The sequence below is a fragment of the Bacillus sp. 491mf genome, assembly GCF_900112415.1.
Taxonomy (GTDB): domain Bacteria; phylum Bacillota; class Bacilli; order Bacillales; family Bacillaceae_G; genus Bacillus_A.
The window spans coordinates 33946-50449 of record NZ_FOLV01000018.1; the positions used below are offsets into that span (position 1 = coordinate 33946).

Annotated in this window: 15 protein-coding genes and 1 other annotated feature; of the genes, 2 read left to right on the forward strand and 13 right to left on the reverse strand. The window is 39.0% G+C overall.

Features of this window, described 5'->3' with window-relative positions; genetic code table 11:
* Positions 1 to 4 precede the first annotated feature (4 nt).
* Entirely contained in the window at positions 5 to 1150 is a 1146-nt protein-coding gene (locus BM211_RS16300) for a cysteine desulfurase family protein (protein WP_090998577.1), read from the reverse strand.
* A 35-nt stretch (positions 1151 to 1185) separates the two neighbouring features.
* Complete coding sequence (gene cymR, locus BM211_RS16305) at positions 1186 to 1602, reverse strand: cysteine metabolism transcriptional regulator CymR (RefSeq protein WP_035434196.1); 417 nt, start codon at positions 1600 to 1602, stop codon at positions 1186 to 1188.
* 217 nt (positions 1603 to 1819) lie between these two features.
* On the opposite strand from cymR, the gene BM211_RS16310 reads away from it, so the two are divergent.
* Both BM211_RS16310 and BM211_RS16315 read left to right on the forward strand, forming a co-directional pair.
* A complete protein-coding gene (locus tag BM211_RS16310) occupies positions 1820 to 3097 on the forward strand; it encodes a replication-associated recombination protein A (RefSeq protein ID WP_090998578.1) in 1278 nt (425 codons plus the stop codon).
* A 46-nt stretch (positions 3098 to 3143) separates the two neighbouring features.
* Positions 3144 to 3794, forward strand: coding sequence for an RsfA family transcriptional regulator (locus tag BM211_RS16315; RefSeq protein WP_090998580.1), 651 nt, complete (start codon positions 3144 to 3146; stop codon positions 3792 to 3794).
* A 95-nt stretch (positions 3795 to 3889) separates the two neighbouring features.
* On the opposite strand, the gene BM211_RS16320 is transcribed toward BM211_RS16315, so the two are convergent.
* The 11 genes from BM211_RS16320 to BM211_RS16370 form a co-directional block, all read right to left on the reverse strand.
* Positions 3890 to 4306: a hypothetical protein gene (locus BM211_RS16320; RefSeq protein ID WP_090998582.1), complete on the reverse strand. Its 417-nt coding sequence runs from the start codon at positions 4304 to 4306 to the stop codon at positions 3890 to 3892.
* Positions 4307 to 4400: 94 nt separating this feature from the next.
* Positions 4401 to 5168, reverse strand: a complete 768-nt coding sequence (locus BM211_RS16325; RefSeq protein ID WP_090998584.1) for a tRNA threonylcarbamoyladenosine dehydratase — start codon at positions 5166 to 5168, stop codon at positions 4401 to 4403.
* A 132-nt stretch (positions 5169 to 5300) separates the two neighbouring features.
* On the reverse strand, positions 5301 to 7076 hold the full coding sequence (aspS, locus tag BM211_RS16330) for an aspartate--tRNA ligase (RefSeq protein ID WP_090998586.1): 1776 nt from the start codon (positions 7074 to 7076) through the stop codon (positions 5301 to 5303).
* 13 nt (positions 7077 to 7089) lie between these two features.
* A complete protein-coding gene (gene hisS / locus BM211_RS16335; protein WP_090998588.1) occupies positions 7090 to 8361 on the reverse strand; it encodes a histidine--tRNA ligase in 1272 nt (423 codons plus the stop codon).
* 67 nt (positions 8362 to 8428) lie between these two features.
* Positions 8429 to 8658, reverse strand: a binding site (T-box leader).
* Positions 8659 to 8726: 68 nt separating this feature from the next.
* Positions 8727 to 8897 carry a hypothetical protein gene (locus tag BM211_RS26525; protein ID WP_218160815.1) on the reverse strand — a complete coding sequence of 57 codons (171 nt, stop codon included), beginning with the start codon at positions 8895 to 8897 and terminating at the stop codon, positions 8727 to 8729.
* A gap of 254 nt (positions 8898 to 9151) precedes the next feature.
* Positions 9152 to 9562 carry a hypothetical protein gene (locus tag BM211_RS27200; protein ID WP_035434349.1) on the reverse strand — a complete coding sequence of 137 codons (411 nt, stop codon included), beginning with the start codon at positions 9560 to 9562 and terminating at the stop codon, positions 9152 to 9154.
* 96 nt (positions 9563 to 9658) lie between these two features.
* Positions 9659 to 10099, reverse strand: coding sequence for a D-tyrosyl-tRNA(Tyr) deacylase (locus tag BM211_RS16350; RefSeq protein WP_090998590.1), 441 nt, complete (start codon positions 10097 to 10099; stop codon positions 9659 to 9661).
* Between the two features lie 16 nt (positions 10100 to 10115).
* The gene (gene relA / locus BM211_RS16355) at positions 10116 to 12296 is read right to left on the reverse strand and encodes a GTP diphosphokinase (protein WP_035434347.1); all 2181 of its coding nucleotides are present in this window, start codon (positions 12294 to 12296) and stop codon (positions 10116 to 10118) included.
* A gap of 205 nt (positions 12297 to 12501) precedes the next feature.
* Positions 12502 to 13014 (reverse strand): adenine phosphoribosyltransferase, encoded by a 513-nt coding sequence (locus BM211_RS16360; protein WP_035434346.1) that lies wholly within the window; start codon positions 13012 to 13014, stop codon positions 12502 to 12504.
* Between the two features lie 47 nt (positions 13015 to 13061).
* The gene (recJ, locus tag BM211_RS16365) at positions 13062 to 15401 is read right to left on the reverse strand and encodes a single-stranded-DNA-specific exonuclease RecJ (RefSeq protein WP_035434345.1); all 2340 of its coding nucleotides are present in this window, start codon (positions 15399 to 15401) and stop codon (positions 13062 to 13064) included.
* Between the two features lie 99 nt (positions 15402 to 15500).
* Positions 15501 to 16394 (reverse strand): cation diffusion facilitator family transporter, encoded by an 894-nt coding sequence (locus tag BM211_RS16370; RefSeq protein WP_035434344.1) that lies wholly within the window; start codon positions 16392 to 16394, stop codon positions 15501 to 15503.
* Positions 16395 to 16504 lie beyond the last annotated feature (110 nt).

Below are 16504 nucleotides of genomic sequence, written 5' to 3' on the forward strand. Positions count from 1 at the left end.
TATATTAATTTTGTGTTAATCGCTTCACGATCTTCACTGTTTCGTACGCTGCTTTTTCGACCTGTTCTTTCGTATTTCCCAAACCGAAACTAAAGCGTACGGATGAACGTATTTTATCGGATTCTTTTCCGAACATCGCTACAAGCACATGTGACGGATCAATCGAGCCCGCTGTACAAGCAGATCCGCTTGAAACTGCAACTCCCGCTAAATCTAAATTCATCAAAAATGACTCAATATGCATTCCTGTAAAACTTACATTTAACACATGTGGTAAACTATGCTCGAAGTTTCCGTTTACCTCGAAAGTAATGTCTTCGTCTTTAAAGACAGATATCATTATATCTTTAAATCCCTTGTACTGGGCAACTTTTTGCTCACGAGTTTGTTCTGCTAACAAAATCGCTTGCCAAAGCCCAACAATGCCCGGCACATTTTCTGTACCAGCGCGGCGTTTTCGCTCTTGCTCTCCGCCTGTTAATAGCGGCTCAAACTTCACATGCTGCCCTGCATATAAAAAGCCCACGCCCTTTGGACCATTAATTTTATGTCCAGAAATTGACAAGAGATCAATACCAAGCTCTTTCACATCAATTGCCGTTAACCCGTATGCTTGTACTGCATCTGTGTGAAAATAAGCACTATGTTCTTTTAATAGAGCACCGATTTCTGCCATCGGCTGCACTGTGCCTACTTCATTATTCCCAAACATAATAGAGACAAGAATCGTTTGCTCTGTTAATGCATTTTGTAAATCTGAAATGCGAATTCGCCCTGTTTCATCAACAGGTAAATACGTCACTTCAAAACCTTCTCGTTCTAATACATTACACGTATGCAAAATCGCATGATGCTCAATTGCTGTCGTAATAATATGATTTCCTTTCTTACGATTCGCACGAGCTACGCCAAGAAGGGCTAAATTATCAGCCTCTGTACCGCCGCTTGTAAATATAATTTCATTTGGATTTGCATGAATGCTGCGCGCGCACGCACGTCTTGCTTCATCCACTGCATGACGGCCTTGGCGCCCAAAGAAATGGATGCTTGACGGGTTACCAAATACTTCTGTCATATATGGAATCATCTTTTCGACTACTTCTGGGTGAGTCGGAGATGTCGCAGCATGATCTAAGTAAATGCGTTCCATAATATCTCCTTCTTTCCAAATCGTTACACACGGAATTAAATATAAAACATATAACCGCCGTTGTTTTCTTCTTCATAGCGTACTAAATCTTCTAACGTTGTACTATCAAGAACTTCTTGCACCGCATCACGAACACGGATCCAAAGCTGACGCTGCGCTGGTTCTTCCTCTTCCAACATTTCTACTACGTTAATTGGCCCTTCTAATACACGGATTACATCACCTGCTGTAATGTTAATCGGTTGATCTGACAATACATAACCACCGTATGCACCGCGTGTACTTTTTACAAGACGAGCATTACGAAGCGGAGAAATTAATTGTTCTAAATAGTGCTCAGATAAGTCGTGCGCCTGTGCAATTGATTTTAATGAAATTGGGCCTTCCCCAAACTTTTTCGCAAGATCAATCATAATTGTTAAACCGTAACGGCCTTTTGTCGAGATTTTCATATATGTAGCACCTCTTTTCAAGTCTTTTGCTTCTACTTCGTTCGTTATTCTTTTATTTTATAGGAAAAACACTCTCTGAAATCAAAATCCTTTGAAATTATAGCATAATATAGTATGATAAGGAATTTCAACTTTTCTAATAGAAATGATAACATATAAGTATACCAAATAACTCGGAATTTATTACATAAACAAGTCACTAAAGGAGAGAGAACCTATGAAACAACCACTCGCACATCGAATGCGTCCGACCAATATTACAGAAGTAATCGGGCAAGAACATTTAGTGGGCGAAGGCAAAATTTTATGGCGAATGGTACAAGCAAAGCATCTACAATCCATGATTTTATACGGACCCCCTGGAACAGGAAAAACATCAATCGCAAGCGCCATTGCCGGCAGCATCGGTATGCCTTTTCGTCTATTAAATGCTGTTACACATAATAAAAAAGATATGGAAGTTGTTGTCCAAGAGGCAAAAATGCATCGTCATCTCATCTTAATTTTAGATGAAGTGCATCGATTAGATAAAGGAAAACAAGATTTCCTTCTTCCTCACTTAGAGAGCGGACTCATTACATTAATTGGGGCAACGACAAGCAATCCATTTCATGCAATTAATTCTGCTATTCGAAGCCGTTGTCAAATTTTCGAACTTCATGCTTTAACAGAAGAAAACCTTTTACAAGGATTACAACGCGCTTTAACAGATCAGGAAAAAGGACTAGGGGAATACAACGTCACAGTAACAGATGAAGCTCTGCGTCACTTTGCAAACGCGTCTGGCGGTGATATGCGCTCTGCTTATAATGCCCTTGAGCTCGCTGTCTTATCTAGCTTTACAACAAATGAAGAAACAGTAGAAATTTCACTTGAAATTGCTGAAGAATGTTTGCAGAAGAAAAGTTTTGTACACGACAAAGGCGGCGACGCTCATTACGATGTATTGTCAGCTTTCCAAAAATCAGTGCGCGGAAGTGATGTAAATGCCGCTCTTCATTATTTAGCTCGCCTCATTGAAGCTGGTGACATGCAAAGCATTGGCAGACGATTACTAATTATGGCATACGAAGATGTTGGACTTGCGAACCCGCAGGCTGGGCCTCGTACACTAGCGGCCATCGAATCCGCTGAACGTGTCGGTTTTCCAGAAGCTCGCATTCCGCTGGCCAATGCAGTCATTGAACTATGCTTATCACCGAAATCAAATTCAGCATACAAAGCGCTCGATGCAGCACTTCACGACTTACGAAACGGACAAACAGGTGATGTTCCAGCTCATTTAAAAGATAGTCACTATAAAGGCGCAGAATCGCTCGGCAGAGGAATTGACTACCTCTATCCGCATGATTATCCTAGTGGATGGGTGCAGCAGCAGTACTTACCAGATAAAATTAAAAGCAAACAATACTATATGCCAAAGAAAACTGGTAAATTCGAGCAAGCACTTGCTACTGTTTATGAAAGATTACAACATTCGTATAAAAACGAATAAAAAGGAGAACATAAGCGAAAACGACATGAAATATGGAGGCTTCACTATGAAAATGCGCCAGGATGCATGGACTGGGGAAGATGATTTACTTCTCGCAGAAACCGTTTTACGTCACATTCGCGAAGGCAGTACGCAATTAAAAGCATTTGATGAAGTTGGCGATCAATTAAACAGAACTTCTGCCGCTTGTGGCTTTCGTTGGAATGCAGAAGTTCGGCAAGGCTATGAAGAAGCTGTGCAAATTGCAAGAAAGCAACGGAAAGAATTAAAGAGAGAACTAGCAGCGAATCCAAAACCACAAGTATCACGATTGGAGCCGAAGAAAAAGGTCGTTATTGAGGCTGAATTTTCCGAGGATGTTATTGCAAATGATCCGTCACTTTCGATGCAAGATGTCATTTCATTTTTACAAAATATAGAACAAAACAATCCACATATGGAAAAGTTACAAACTGAAAACAATACGTTACATAGTCAGCTTGAAACACTACAAAAAACAAATCATCAATTAGAGAAAAAACTTGAAGCACTGCAGAAACAACAGCAATCCGTTCAGGAAGATTATGAAACACTCGTTAGAATTATGGACCGTGCACGCAAGCTCATTCTACTAGATGAACCGCAAGAACAGATGGCACCGATTTTTAAAATGGATCAGAACGGAAATCTAGATATCGTTTGCACAGCAGAAAATTAAAATTATGAAAAAGAGCACATAAAAAACGCATGGATAAAGTTCATGCGTTTTTTATTTTCTGTTTACTTGTCATTCTTCCACTGTACCCTTAAACTCTATAGTTTTTCGTATTTATTTCCATCCGTATCTTGTATCACAATATTCTTATGTAATTTACTTACTCCAATTAAGATAACAGGATTTTCTTCATTCGATTTGCCCTTTTTTATATTCACAGTGACATATGTTGTATTGCCTTTTTCCTGAAATTTTGTTACTTCTATTTCACTACCTTTATGCTGAGATCCAACTACTAACGCGATCATTTTTCGTCCTTCTGAAATCGTATATGTAGAATAACCTACGCGTGAAGGATTCTCCTGTGCGCGTTTCGGAAAATAATCAACCATTTCTGGCACCTCATTATACCTTGACTTCTCTAACACCCAATAATCTTCATATGAATTACATGCAGAAAGTGAAACGAAACAAAGCAGCATAATAAAGCATAACAGAGATTTATTATTTCTCATTTTCCCCCTCCTTTACATATAAATATTAACATTTTTCTGAATATTTAACATAAAAAACACACATGCTTCAATAAAGAAACATGCGTGTCTCATTTTACTCTTGTCCGACACGTTTTAATTCAATATCCTTCAATCGTTCACGCACAACATAACTTGCCATAATTAAGCCGGCCACAGACGGAACGAAGGCGTTAGAGGACGGTGGTAATTTCGCTTTGCGAATTTTTGCATTTTCATCTGGAACGATTTCTTTACGAATATCTTCACGAATCACAATTGGATTTTCATCAGAGAATACAACTTTCACACCTTTTTTAATACCTTCTTTACGAAGTTTCGTACGAATCACTTTCGCAATTGGATCTGTGTTCGTTTTAGAAATATCTGCAATACGGAAACGAGTTGGATCCATTTTATTTGCTGCACCCATACTTGAAATGATTTTAATTTTACGGCGCAAGCACTGTTTAATTAAATGAATTTTGAACGTAATTGTATCAGATGCATCCACTACGAAATCCAAACCATGTTTAAAGAACTCTTCATATGTTTCATCTGTATAAAACATTTCTAATGCGATAACTTCACAGTCTGGGTTTATATCAGCAATACGTTCTTTCATTAGTTCTACTTTTGAACGACCCACAGTAGAAAGTAACGCATGGATTTGACGGTTCACATTTGTAATATCAACAACGTCTTTATCAACTAATATAAGGCGACCGACACCAGAACGCGCTAACGCTTCTGCTGCAAACGAACCAACGCCGCCAATTCCTAAAATACCAACTGTACTATTTTTTAATATTTCAATACCTTCTTTTCCGAAGGCTAATTCATTACGTGAAAATTGATGTAACATGCGGTCTACACTCCTATTACAAAAATGGTCTACCATGTATTCTAGCGTTTTTCCGACTATTTGTATAGAAAAAGTTATATACTCAAATAAAAAATCCTAGATGGAATTAGTATGTCCATCTAGGATTCGTTCTTACTTCTCTTCTTTTACTTTTAATTGTAAGTAAAGCTCTTCAAGCTGCGCGTCTGCAACTGGGCTTGGCGCTTCTGTTAATAAGCAACTTGCGCTTGCTGTTTTCGGGAAGGCAATTGTATCACGAAGGTTCGTGCGACCTGCAAGTAGCATAACAAGACGGTCTAAACCTAATGCAATTCCTCCGTGCGGTGGTGTACCGTATTCGAATGCTTCTAATAAGAACCCGAACTGCTCTTGTGCTTCTTCTTGTGAGAAACCAAGTGCTTTAAACATTTTTTCTTGTACGTCACGCTCGTAAATACGAAGTGATCCACCGCCAAGCTCATAACCGTTTAATACAAGGTCATATGCTTGTGCACGCGCTTTTTCTGGTGCTGTTTCTAATAGTTCCACATCTTCACGGAATGGCATTGTGAATGGATGATGCGCTGCGAAGTAACGATCAGCATCTTCATCATACTCAAGAAGCGGCCAATCTGTTACCCATAGGAAGTTGAACTTGCTTTCATCAATTAACTCAAGTTCTTTACCTAAACGCAAACGAAGTGCTCCTAAGCTATCTGCAACAACGCTCTTCTTATCCGCAACGAATAAGAATAAGTCACCAGCAGCCCCATCTAACGTGCTCATAAGCGTATTTGCATCTTCTTCGTTAAAGAATTTTGCGATTGGGCCTTTTAAACCGTCTTCTTCAACTTTTAACCAAGCTAATCCTTTTGCTCCATACACTTTAACGAATTCTGTTAATGCATCGATATCTTTACGAGAATATTTGCTCGCAGCACCTTTTGCATTAATTGCTTTTACTTGTCCGCCGCTTTCTACAGCGCTTGTGAACACTTTAAATCCAGAGCCTGCTGCAAATTCTGATAGGTCAATTAGTTCCATCGCAAAGCGTGTATCCGGCTTATCAGAACCGTAGCGTGACATCGCATCAGCATATGTCATGCGTGGGAATGGTGCGTTAATTTCTACACCTTTAGCTTCTTTCATTACTTTTGTCATCATACGTTCCATCATTTCAAGAATTTCTTCTTGTGTTAAGAATGATGTCTCGATGTCGATTTGTGTGAATTCTGGCTGACGGTCTGCACGTAAGTCTTCATCACGGAAACAACGTGCTACTTGATAATAGCGCTCAAATCCGCCGACCATAAGAAGCTGCTTAAACAGCTGCGGAGATTGTGGCAGTGCATAAAACTCGCCTTCATGTACACGACTTGGTACTAAATAATCACGAGCTCCTTCTGGTGTGCTTTTCGTTAAAATTGGTGTTTCTACTTCTAAGAAATCTTCGCTATCTAAGAAGTTACGAATTGTTTTTGTTACATCGTGACGCATTTTGAATGTGTTGTACATTACAGGACGACGTAAATCTAAATAACGATATTTTAAACGTACATCTTCTGATGCATCTGTATCATCTGTAATCATAATTGGTGTTGTTTTTGCTGCATTTAGTACGTTTACTTTTATCGCTTGTACTTCAATACGGCCTGTTGCCATATTTTCATTAATTGCACCAGCCGCTCGCTCAACAACTGTACCTTCTACGTGCAGTACGTATTCACCGCGAATTGTTTCTGCTACTTCTAACGCGTATTTTGAAGTTTCTGGACTAAATACAACTTGTACAATACCTGTACGGTCACGTAAGTCAATGAAAATTAATCCACCTAAATCACGGCGCTTTTGTACCCAACCTTTTAATTGAACCGTTTGTCCCACAGCTTCTACTGTTACTTTTCCACATGCATGTGTTCTCTCAGCCATTTCCTTTTCCCCCCTATAGTGACTTTTCTGCTACGTAAGAAGCAAATACATCTAACGCAACTTCTTCTTGTTCGCCAGTCGCCATATTTTTCAAGTTGATAATACCTTTTTCTAATTCATCATCACCTAATACAGCTACATATTTTGCACTTAGACGATCCGCTGATTTAAACTGCGCCTTCATTTTACGATCTAAGTAATCTTTCTCAACCGCTAATCCAGCCTTACGAAGGTCAAAGACAATTTTTGCAGCATGATCTTTCGCTTTTTCACCAAGCGCTACAACGTAACAATCAATATGATGAGCAATTGGTAATTCAATACTTTCAGCCTTCAGCGCCATAATTAAACGTTCGATACTCATCGCAAAACCAATACCAGGCATTTCTGGTCCACCGATTTCTTGTACAAGTCCATTGTAACGACCGCCGCCGCTTAACGTTGTAATCGCACCAAAGCCTTCTGCTTCGCTCATAATTTCAAATACAGTGTGCTGATAATAATCTAAACCGCGCACAAGGTTTGGATCTTTCTCAAACGGAATACCCATCATTGTTAATAGTTCTTGTACTTTTTCATAGTACACACTTGATTCTTCGTTTAAGTACTCCGTAATAGACGGTGCTGTACTCATCAGTTCATGATTGCGATCTTTTTTGCAATCTAAAATACGAAGTGGGTTTTTCTCTAAACGAGATTGGCAATCTGAACAGAACTCACCAATGCGAGGCTCAAAGTGTGCAATTAATGCATCGCGATGTGCTTTACGGCTCGCTGCGTCACCTAAGCTATTTAACACAACTTTAATATTTTTCAAGCCCATGCCGCGGTAAAACTCAACAGCAAGTGCAATCACTTCTGCATCAATTGCTGGGTCATTACTGCCAATCGCTTCAATACCGAACTGAACAAATTGACGATAGCGTCCTGCTTGTGGTCTTTCATAACGGAACATCTGCCCGATATAATATAATTTTGTCGGCTGCGTAGCATCACCGAACATTTTATTTTCTACATAAGAACGTACAACTGGTGCTGTTCCTTCTGGACGAAGTGTTAAGCTACGCTCCCCGCGATCTTCGAATGTGTACATTTCTTTTTGTACGATATCTGTTGTATCCCCAACACCGCGTAAAAATAATTCTGTATGCTCAAAAATTGGTGTACGAATTTCTTTATAGTTGTAACGACGACAAATTTCACGTGCTTGTCCTTCAATATACTGCCATAGTTCCACAGTACCAGGAAGGATATCTTGCGTTCCGCGTGGGATTTGAATAGACATATTCAGTTCCTCCTCATTTTCTCAATAGTAATAAAAATAAAAAAACTCCCGCCTCTACTGATTCTACAGTAGGGACGAGAGTATAATACCCGTGGTGCCACCCTAATTGAAGCACGTATGCTTCCACTTTTTTAATAACGCTTAAATTGCGTTCGACCTCTACTTAGCATCGTGCTGTTCAAGACGAAACCTACAGAGTGTCATTCGATCAGTCATCATGTAGAAATGTTTTCAGCCTTAGACATTTCCTCTCTTTTCATGTGTCTCTTATCTACTCTTCTCTATCATCGGTTTATACCATATGTAACTGTAAAAAATGAATTTGTTTACTACTATACGGTTATTCACAATTATTGTCAAGATTCTCAAGAACGTCCGAGGTGCTTCTTTAAAGTTTTCACATCTTTTAAAGAAATCCCAAATTCAGAAGCAAGTTCTAGCGATGTATTTTGCTGTTCCTTTGAAATAAACTCATGAAAATTCACATTAAACAATTGGTTTGCTCCGTTAGTAGCAGAGTTTCCCTTCTCACTCATACGCATACGTATATCCCTCACATTCGGTAGTGGAATTCTAATGACTATTGTTCCATATTGTTGTGGAGGTTATACGTTTTTACAAAAAGCCGTCTCATTTTGATGATGAGGTGACTTTTCGCATGTCGAACATTGCCGAAGAATCTTTATTCCATGTCGAAGCGCCGATATATTGTAAAAGTCGCCGATAAATGATGCATTTGCGCTGATATAGTTGTAGTCATGAAAAATCTTTGAGTCCTTCAGCATATGCCTTATTTCCGTAAAATATATCTTTCTGGCGGCCCGAATCCTTGTTCACTCTGAAAATACACCAATTTTTCAGGTATACATGAAACAAAACAAGGCAGACCATACCAAATTACTTCTTCTATTGCAGATTCCAATTGCATGAATGTACCATCTATTTCCGAAATGAATGAGATGACATAACAACAATCTCCTGCACCATATTCTTTCAAAAGTTTTGTAATACCTTCAACGTGAATTAAATTTTTAGGGATTTTCTCAATATAAGTAGGATTCAATATGGAGTCATAGTGATGAGCAAGGCGCCCTAAAGCTTTCCCTCGCTTTTTTACTGAAGATAATTCGTACATGATTCTCTCATGTACTTTTCGATTAAAGAAATTTTTTACGATTAACTTTTCGTATTCTCTATCCATAGCATCACTCTCCCTTTTCATTATACAACAGACAAGTTATGCATATGTTTTAAACAAAGCAAAAAAGAGAGGAGAACCTCCTCTCTTCCACCATCATTATTTACTCTCTACAATCAATGTCACCGGACCGTCATTAATAAGCTGAACGTCCATCATTGCTCCGAACTTTCCTGTTTCTACGTGCAGTCCTTGTTTGCGAAGTTCTTCGTTAAAGAAGTCGTATAAACGTTCTGCATAGTCTGGTTTTGCTGCATCCATAAAGTTTGGTCTTCTTCCTTTTCGACAATCTCCGTATAACGTGAACTGGGAAATGGAAAGAACTTGTCCACCAACATCTAATACAGAATGGTTCATTTTTTCGTTTTCGTCTTCAAAAATGCGTAAGTTTGCAATTTTTTCAGCGATATACGTTGCATCTTTTTCTGTATCTTCATGGGTGATTCCAACTAATAGTGTTAAGCCGAAAGGAATTTGTCCTACAACTTCACCTTTTACTGTTACAGATGCTTCTTTTGATCGTTGTAAGACAACTCTCATTTCTCTTCACTCCTTATTAATGCATCATGCGGCGCACCGCATAAATTTCTGGAACCCGTTTAATGCGCTCGACAACTTTTTTCAAATGCTGTAAGTTACGAATTGAAATAGACATATGAATCGTTGCCATTTTGTTACGGTCGCTTCTTCCTGAAACAGCTGAAATATATGTTTTCGTCTCTGTTACAGCTTGCAGTACTTCATTTAGTAAACCGCGGCGGTCATATCCTGAAATTTCAATGTCAACATTGTATTCAATTTCTTTTTCAGGACTGCCTTCCCACTCTACTTCTAACAGTCTCGCCTGTGCTTCTTCTGTATGAACATTTACACAGTCAGTACGGTGTATGGATACACCGCGCCCTTTTGTAATATAACCAATAATATCATCGCCTGGAACTGGATTACAGCACTTTGATAAACGAATAAGTAAATTATCCGCACCGCTTACTTTTACACCAGAATCCCATTTGCGAATTTTCATTGGTTTGCGAACTTCTTTTACTTCTGTTAAATCCTCTTCACGTTGCTTACGGAATTTATCTGTTAGACGTGTGACGATTTGCGATGCAGTAATCCCGTTATATCCAACAGCGGCAAACATATCTTCTTCATTTGCAAAATTAAATTTCTCAGCAACGCGCTTTAAGTTATCAGGTGCTAATACTTCCTTCATCTCATACTCAAGGCCTCGCACCTCTTTTTCAACAAGCTCGCGGCCTTTTTCAACATTCTCATCACGGCGCTGCTTTTTGAAAAATTGACGAATTTTATTTTTCGCATGCGATGTTTGTGCTAATTTCACCCAGTCCTGACTCGGACCATATGAATGTTTAGATGTTAAAATTTCAATGATGTCACCTGTTTTTAATTTATAATCTAGAGTGACCATTTTCCCGTTTACTTTTGCACCAATCGTTTTATTCCCGATTTCAGAGTGAACGCGATAAGCAAAGTCAATCGGTACAGAGCCAAGCGGCAATTCCATGACATCTCCTTTTGGTGTAAAGACAAACACCATATCAGAGAATAAATCAATTTTTAACGATTCCATAAATTCTTCTGCATTCGAAGCTTCATTTTGCCATTCTAAAATTTGACGGAACCATGTTAATTTTTTCTCAAGCGTACCTGTTGTTTCAGCCGTTTTTCCTTCTTTATATGCCCAGTGAGCCGCAATTCCGAATTCGGCAATTTCATGCATTTCTTTCGTACGAATTTGCACTTCAAGCGGGTCGCCTTTCGGTCCAATTACTGTCGTATGCAATGACTGATATAAATTCGCTTTTGGCATTGCGATATAATCTTTAAAACGTCCCGGCATCGGCTTCCAGCACGTATGAATAATACCTAGAACGGCATAACAATCTTTAATACTATTTACGACAACACGAACAGCTAACAAATCGTAAATTTCATTGAATTGCTTATTTTGCATTGCCATTTTTCGATAAATGCTATAAATATGCTTTGGACGACCTGAAATCTCTGTTTGAATCGCAACTTCTTTTAATTTGTCACGAATTCCCCCCATAACTTCATCTAAATATTCTTCACGCTCTGCACGCTTACGTTTCATTAAGTTGACAATACGATAATATTGCTGCGGATTTAAATAACGCAGCGCTGTATCTTCTAATTCCCACTTAATCGTATTAATTCCAAGCCTGTGTGCTAATGGTGCAAAAATTTCTAATGTTTCATTTGCAATGCGGCGCTGTTTTTCTTGCGGTAAATGTTTTAATGTTCGCATGTTATGAAGTCGGTCTGCAAGTTTAATTAAAATAACGCGAATATCTTGCGCCATTGCAATAAACATTTTTCGATGATTTTCCGCCTGCTGCTGTTCATGAGATTTATATTTAATTTTCCCTAGCTTCGTTACACCATCAACAAGCATTGCAATCTCTTTTGTAAATTCACGTTCAATGTCTTCTAATGTTACATCTGTATCTTCTACTACATCATGTAAAAAACCCGCAGATACAGTTGACGGATCCATGTGTAAGTCCACTAAAATCCCTGCTACTTGAATAGGGTGGATAATATATGGTTCACCTGATTTTCGGTATTGCTCACTATGTGCCGCACGTGCAAATTCATATGCGCGCGCCACAAGATCGATATCATCATCGTGTAAATATTGCCCTGCTTTCTCCAGTACCTGCTCAGCTGTTAGCACTTGTTCATTCGCCATCTAATCACCTTTTATTAAAGATTCATAATCTCTTTCCTTGCCAATTAGAATAATTTTTATCTTACCATTATAACGTAATGATTGTGAATTGTGAAAAGGAAAAGATTTTACAGACATTTCGCTTTACTTTTTTTCGATACATATATAAAAATACCCGATCCTCTCAAAGAGATTCACGGGTACTCCGCATATTGCCCTGTTACAATTAATATTGTTCTAATACTAATACGTCATAGCCATCTAACATTTTACGGCCATCTAAGTAAGTAAGCTCTACTAAAAATGCAATACCTGCAACAACACCGCCAAGTTCTTCTACTAGCTTAATTGTCGCTTCAATTGTTCCACCTGTAGCTAATAAATCATCTGTAATTAATACGCGTTGCCCTGGTTTGATTGCATCTTTGTGAATTGTTAACACATCTTTACCATACTCTTTACCGTAATCTACTTTGATTACTTCGCGTGGTAATTTACCTAATTTACGAACCGGCGCAAAGCCTACTTCTAGTGCGTAAGAAACTGGGCATCCAATAATAAAACCACGTGCTTCTGGTCCTACTACAAGGTCGATATCTCTTTCTTTTGCATACGCAACGATTGCATCTGTTGCTGCTTTATATGCTTTTCCATCGTTCATTAAAGGTGTGATGTCTTTAAAGACAATACCTTCTTTCGGATAATCTGGTACGATTGCAATATGTTTCTTGAAATCCATATTTATGAATCCTCCTCAAATATAAAAGAGTTGTAAATACAAGCCCTTTACCCTAACTGCTCTATTTCTTTATGATTACGAATCGTTTCAAACCATGCATATAACTGCTGATATGTGCTATAAACCAGTTCCTTTTCTAATTGTAATTGGTTTATTTTCTCACGATACGTGTTTGATTCGGTTAAATCACGCTTTTTCATTCCTTCTGCCATAAAAATGACACCGTCTTTTATTGTAACAAATTCTAACTCAAAAAACACCTGTGTCATGAAATTTACTGTATCTTTTGACCACCCTTTATGACGGCAAAGCTGCTCACCATATTGACGAAGCGAAAATGGTGCTTTTTGATGTAGGAACGAATAGTACCACTTAAAATGTTCTCTCGTTGGAACGGTACTAAACAAATGATTGTTTTCTTGATAAAAAACAGTATAAATGCGGGCTGGGAATCCTTTTTCACATATGTGCTTTAAATCGTCTGTCGCATCTGGTAAATCAAGAATAACAGCGTAGCGATCTTCTAATGTTGTCACATCTTTAGCCTGCATTGCATAATCTTTATATGCTTCTAACGAAAACTTTTGCAGTGCTTCTTCCTTAAAATATACAATTGTCAATTTATCACTTGAAAGGTCCGCTAAATTCGTTTCTACATTACGCATGCTGCGCCAATCAAATAATTGCCAAGCTTCTACAGCAATGTCTTGAACCATAATTTGTGGTTTACGGAAATTATTCCATTCATTAATAGAAGCTTCTCCAACGATCGATACTTGCGCTACAGGAGAAATTTCTTTTGCAAATGCCCCGAAACCAAAGCCGATGCTATCTAATGTTGCTTGTCCATCGCGAAGTGTCATTTTTAAATGTGAGCCATCGGAACCTATAGCGCGAATACTTTCTAGGCTTGCATCTTTCACAGCGATGCGCGGCTTCGGATTCCCAACACCGAACGGAGCAAGCTTTTGCATTTCTTCGATTGCAGCTAGCGTGACATCTTCCACTTTACATACTACATCCACCGTAGTGACAGGAATAAAATCTTCTTCTGACAACAATGCAGCGGCTTGCTCATTTAAACGGCGACGCAGTTCACCGACATCATCCATACTAAGAGTCATACCAGCCGCCATTGGATGACCGCCAAAATGCGGTAATATATCACGGCAATCTGATAAATTCGCATATAAATCAAAACCTTCAATACTACGAGCTGAACCTTTTGCTGTGCCTTTTTCAGGATCAATACTTAAGACAATTGTCGGCCTGTAAAAGCGATCTACGAGCTTCGAAGCAACAATCCCAATTACGCCGGGATTCCATCCTTCTTTAGCTAAAACTAATACCGTATTCTCTTCTGGTGGATAATGCGCTTCTACTTCTGCAATCGCTTCTTCAGTAATTTGCTTTACAATGTCTTTTCGTAATTTGTTTAGTTCATCGATTTCTTGCGCGAGTTCTTTCGCTTCTTCTACGTCTTCTGATAATAATAAATGAACAGCCGGGGCAGCATCTTCTAATCGTCCAACCGCGTTAATGCGCGGTCCAATTGCAAACCCAACACTTTCTTCTGTAATTTCACCTTGCGAAATATTAGCAACTTTAAACAGCGCTTGTAAACCTATTCGCTGCGTTGTTCGCATTTTTTTCAATCCACGCTGTACAAGTAGACGGTTTTCGCCATTAAGAGGCACTAAGTCAGCTACTGTACCAATAACAGCAATTTCCAATAAATGTTCTGGTACACTACCAAGCAAAGCATGGGCAACTTTAAACGCCACACCAACACCCGCTAAATAGTGATATGGATACATACCGCCCTCTAACTTCGGATGAATGATAGCCAATGCTTCCGGCAATTCTGGCGGCGGCTCATGATGATCAGTAATAATTAAATCAATGCCAAGCTCCTTGGCAACTTGCGCCTCATGAACAGCTGCAATCCCTGTATCAACCGTAATAATAAGCGAGAAGCCAGCGCGATGCGCCCAGCGAAACGCTTCCTCATTCGGCCCATATCCTTCTGTAAATCGGTTCGGAATATAAAACTCTACATCCGCTCCGATTTCTTGTAATGCTAAAAATAAAACGGTTGTACTACTAACACCGTCCGCATCATAGTCACCAAAAATTAAAATTTGTTCACCGTTTTGAATCGCTTGGCGAATGCGCAGTACAGTACGATCCATACCTTCAAGTAAAAAAGGATCGTGAAATTCTTGCTGCTCTGTACTTAAAAAACCCACAATCTTTTCTTCTGTATCTAAACCTCTATTTAGTAATAACGAAGTAACAAGAGATGACAATTGAAGTTTATTTGCCAATTGTTCTACAAGTTCCACATTATTATCCGTTTCTTTCCAACGCGTCTTCGGTTGTAACACGAAATCACCCCTTAACCTGTCCATTATACTAGACAGACTAAGGGGTGACAATGAGGTTTGATTAACCAATTAGACCCTTTTACGTAACCCTCCCCTATATTAATCAGGAGAGTATGGATTAATATGAACGAAAACATTTTGCACATGATCTTGCTGCATGAGCACCTCTTTCACACGTTTACCAATGCGATGCCCTTCCTCCACTGTAATGTATGGATCGACAGACACTTTAATATCAACGATGACATAATGTCCATGCTCCCTTGCATATAGCGAACCGATTTTCTTTATTCCTGCCACTTGCATAACCGCTTCTCTCATCGGAATAATATCTTCCTCATGAAGAACATGGTCTAGCGTTGTATGAATCGCTTCTTTTCCGATATCCCAAGCCATTTTTATAACGAGTAAAGATACGAATAAACCAGCAACTGGATCAGCATATACAAGCCATTCCATCCCCAATTTATTCCCGATAATTGCTGCCCCAATACCAATTAAAGCAGCAATTGATGAAAACACATCAGAACGATGCTCATACGCGTTTGCAATAATCGCATCACTATTTATCCTTTTTCCTAACTGATATTTATAACGAAACATCCATTCTTTCACAACAATCGAAAGAAGTACAGCAATCACAGTAATCCAGCGCGGAGGCTCGAGAACTTGTGTAAAAGCTTTAACGGAAGAAATAACAATTTCAATGCCGACAATAAACAGAAGAACAGCTACAATAATTGCGGAAATAGATTCTGCTTTTCCGTGTCCATATGGATGATCCTCATCAGGCGGTTGCTTTGCTGCACGCAGTCCAAAATAGACTGCTAATGAGCCGATAACATCCGAACCAGAATGAACTGCGTCCGCCATAAGCGCTTTACTATTTCCAATATATCCAATAACAGCTTTGACAATCGCAAGCACAATATTGCCGATAATTCCAATAATCGCTCCAAATTCCGCTTCTTTAAAACGTTCATCTTTTTCCATAATCGAAACCCTTTCTTTCACCAACGTACACTTTATCTCGCTACTTGTGGACAGCAAGCCCCCCACCTCAAGATTCCGCGAAAAACGTTGTCCAGTTCCAGTGGCTATAA

Excerpts from the sequence above, each read along its gene's own strand:
- BM211_RS16320 (WP_090998582.1), bottom strand. The coding sequence starts at position 4,306 with ATGAGAAATAATAAATCTCTGTTATGCTTTATTATGCTGCTTTGTTTC.
- aspS (WP_090998586.1), bottom strand. The coding sequence starts at position 7,076 with ATGGCTGAGAGAACACATGCATGTGGAAAAGTAACAGTAGAAGCTGTG.
- cymR (WP_035434196.1), bottom strand. The coding sequence starts at position 1,602 with ATGAAAATCTCGACAAAAGGCCGTTACGGTTTAACAATTATGATTGAT.
- BM211_RS16300 (WP_090998577.1), bottom strand. The coding sequence starts at position 1,150 with ATGGAACGCATTTACTTAGATCATGCTGCGACATCTCCGACTCACCCA.
- BM211_RS27200 (WP_035434349.1), bottom strand. The coding sequence starts at position 9,562 with ATGGATAGAGAATACGAAAAGTTAATCGTAAAAAATTTCTTTAATCGA.
- BM211_RS16360 (WP_035434346.1), bottom strand. The coding sequence starts at position 13,014 with ATGGATTTCAAGAAACATATTGCAATCGTACCAGATTATCCGAAAGAA.
- BM211_RS26525 (WP_218160815.1), bottom strand. The coding sequence starts at position 8,897 with ATGAGTGAGAAGGGAAACTCTGCTACTAACGGAGCAAACCAATTGTTT.
- BM211_RS16315 (WP_090998580.1), top strand. The coding sequence starts at position 3,144 with ATGAAAATGCGCCAGGATGCATGGACTGGGGAAGATGATTTACTTCTC.
- relA (WP_035434347.1), bottom strand. The coding sequence starts at position 12,296 with ATGGCGAATGAACAAGTGCTAACAGCTGAGCAGGTACTGGAGAAAGCA.
- BM211_RS16350 (WP_090998590.1), bottom strand. The coding sequence starts at position 10,099 with ATGAGAGTTGTCTTACAACGATCAAAAGAAGCATCTGTAACAGTAAAA.
- hisS (WP_090998588.1), bottom strand. The coding sequence starts at position 8,361 with ATGTCTATTCAAATCCCACGCGGAACGCAAGATATCCTTCCTGGTACT.
- BM211_RS16370 (WP_035434344.1), bottom strand. The coding sequence starts at position 16,394 with ATGGAAAAAGATGAACGTTTTAAAGAAGCGGAATTTGGAGCGATTATT.
- BM211_RS16325 (WP_090998584.1), bottom strand. The coding sequence starts at position 5,168 with ATGTTACATCAATTTTCACGTAATGAATTAGCCTTCGGAAAAGAAGGT.
- BM211_RS16310 (WP_090998578.1), top strand. The coding sequence starts at position 1,820 with ATGAAACAACCACTCGCACATCGAATGCGTCCGACCAATATTACAGAA.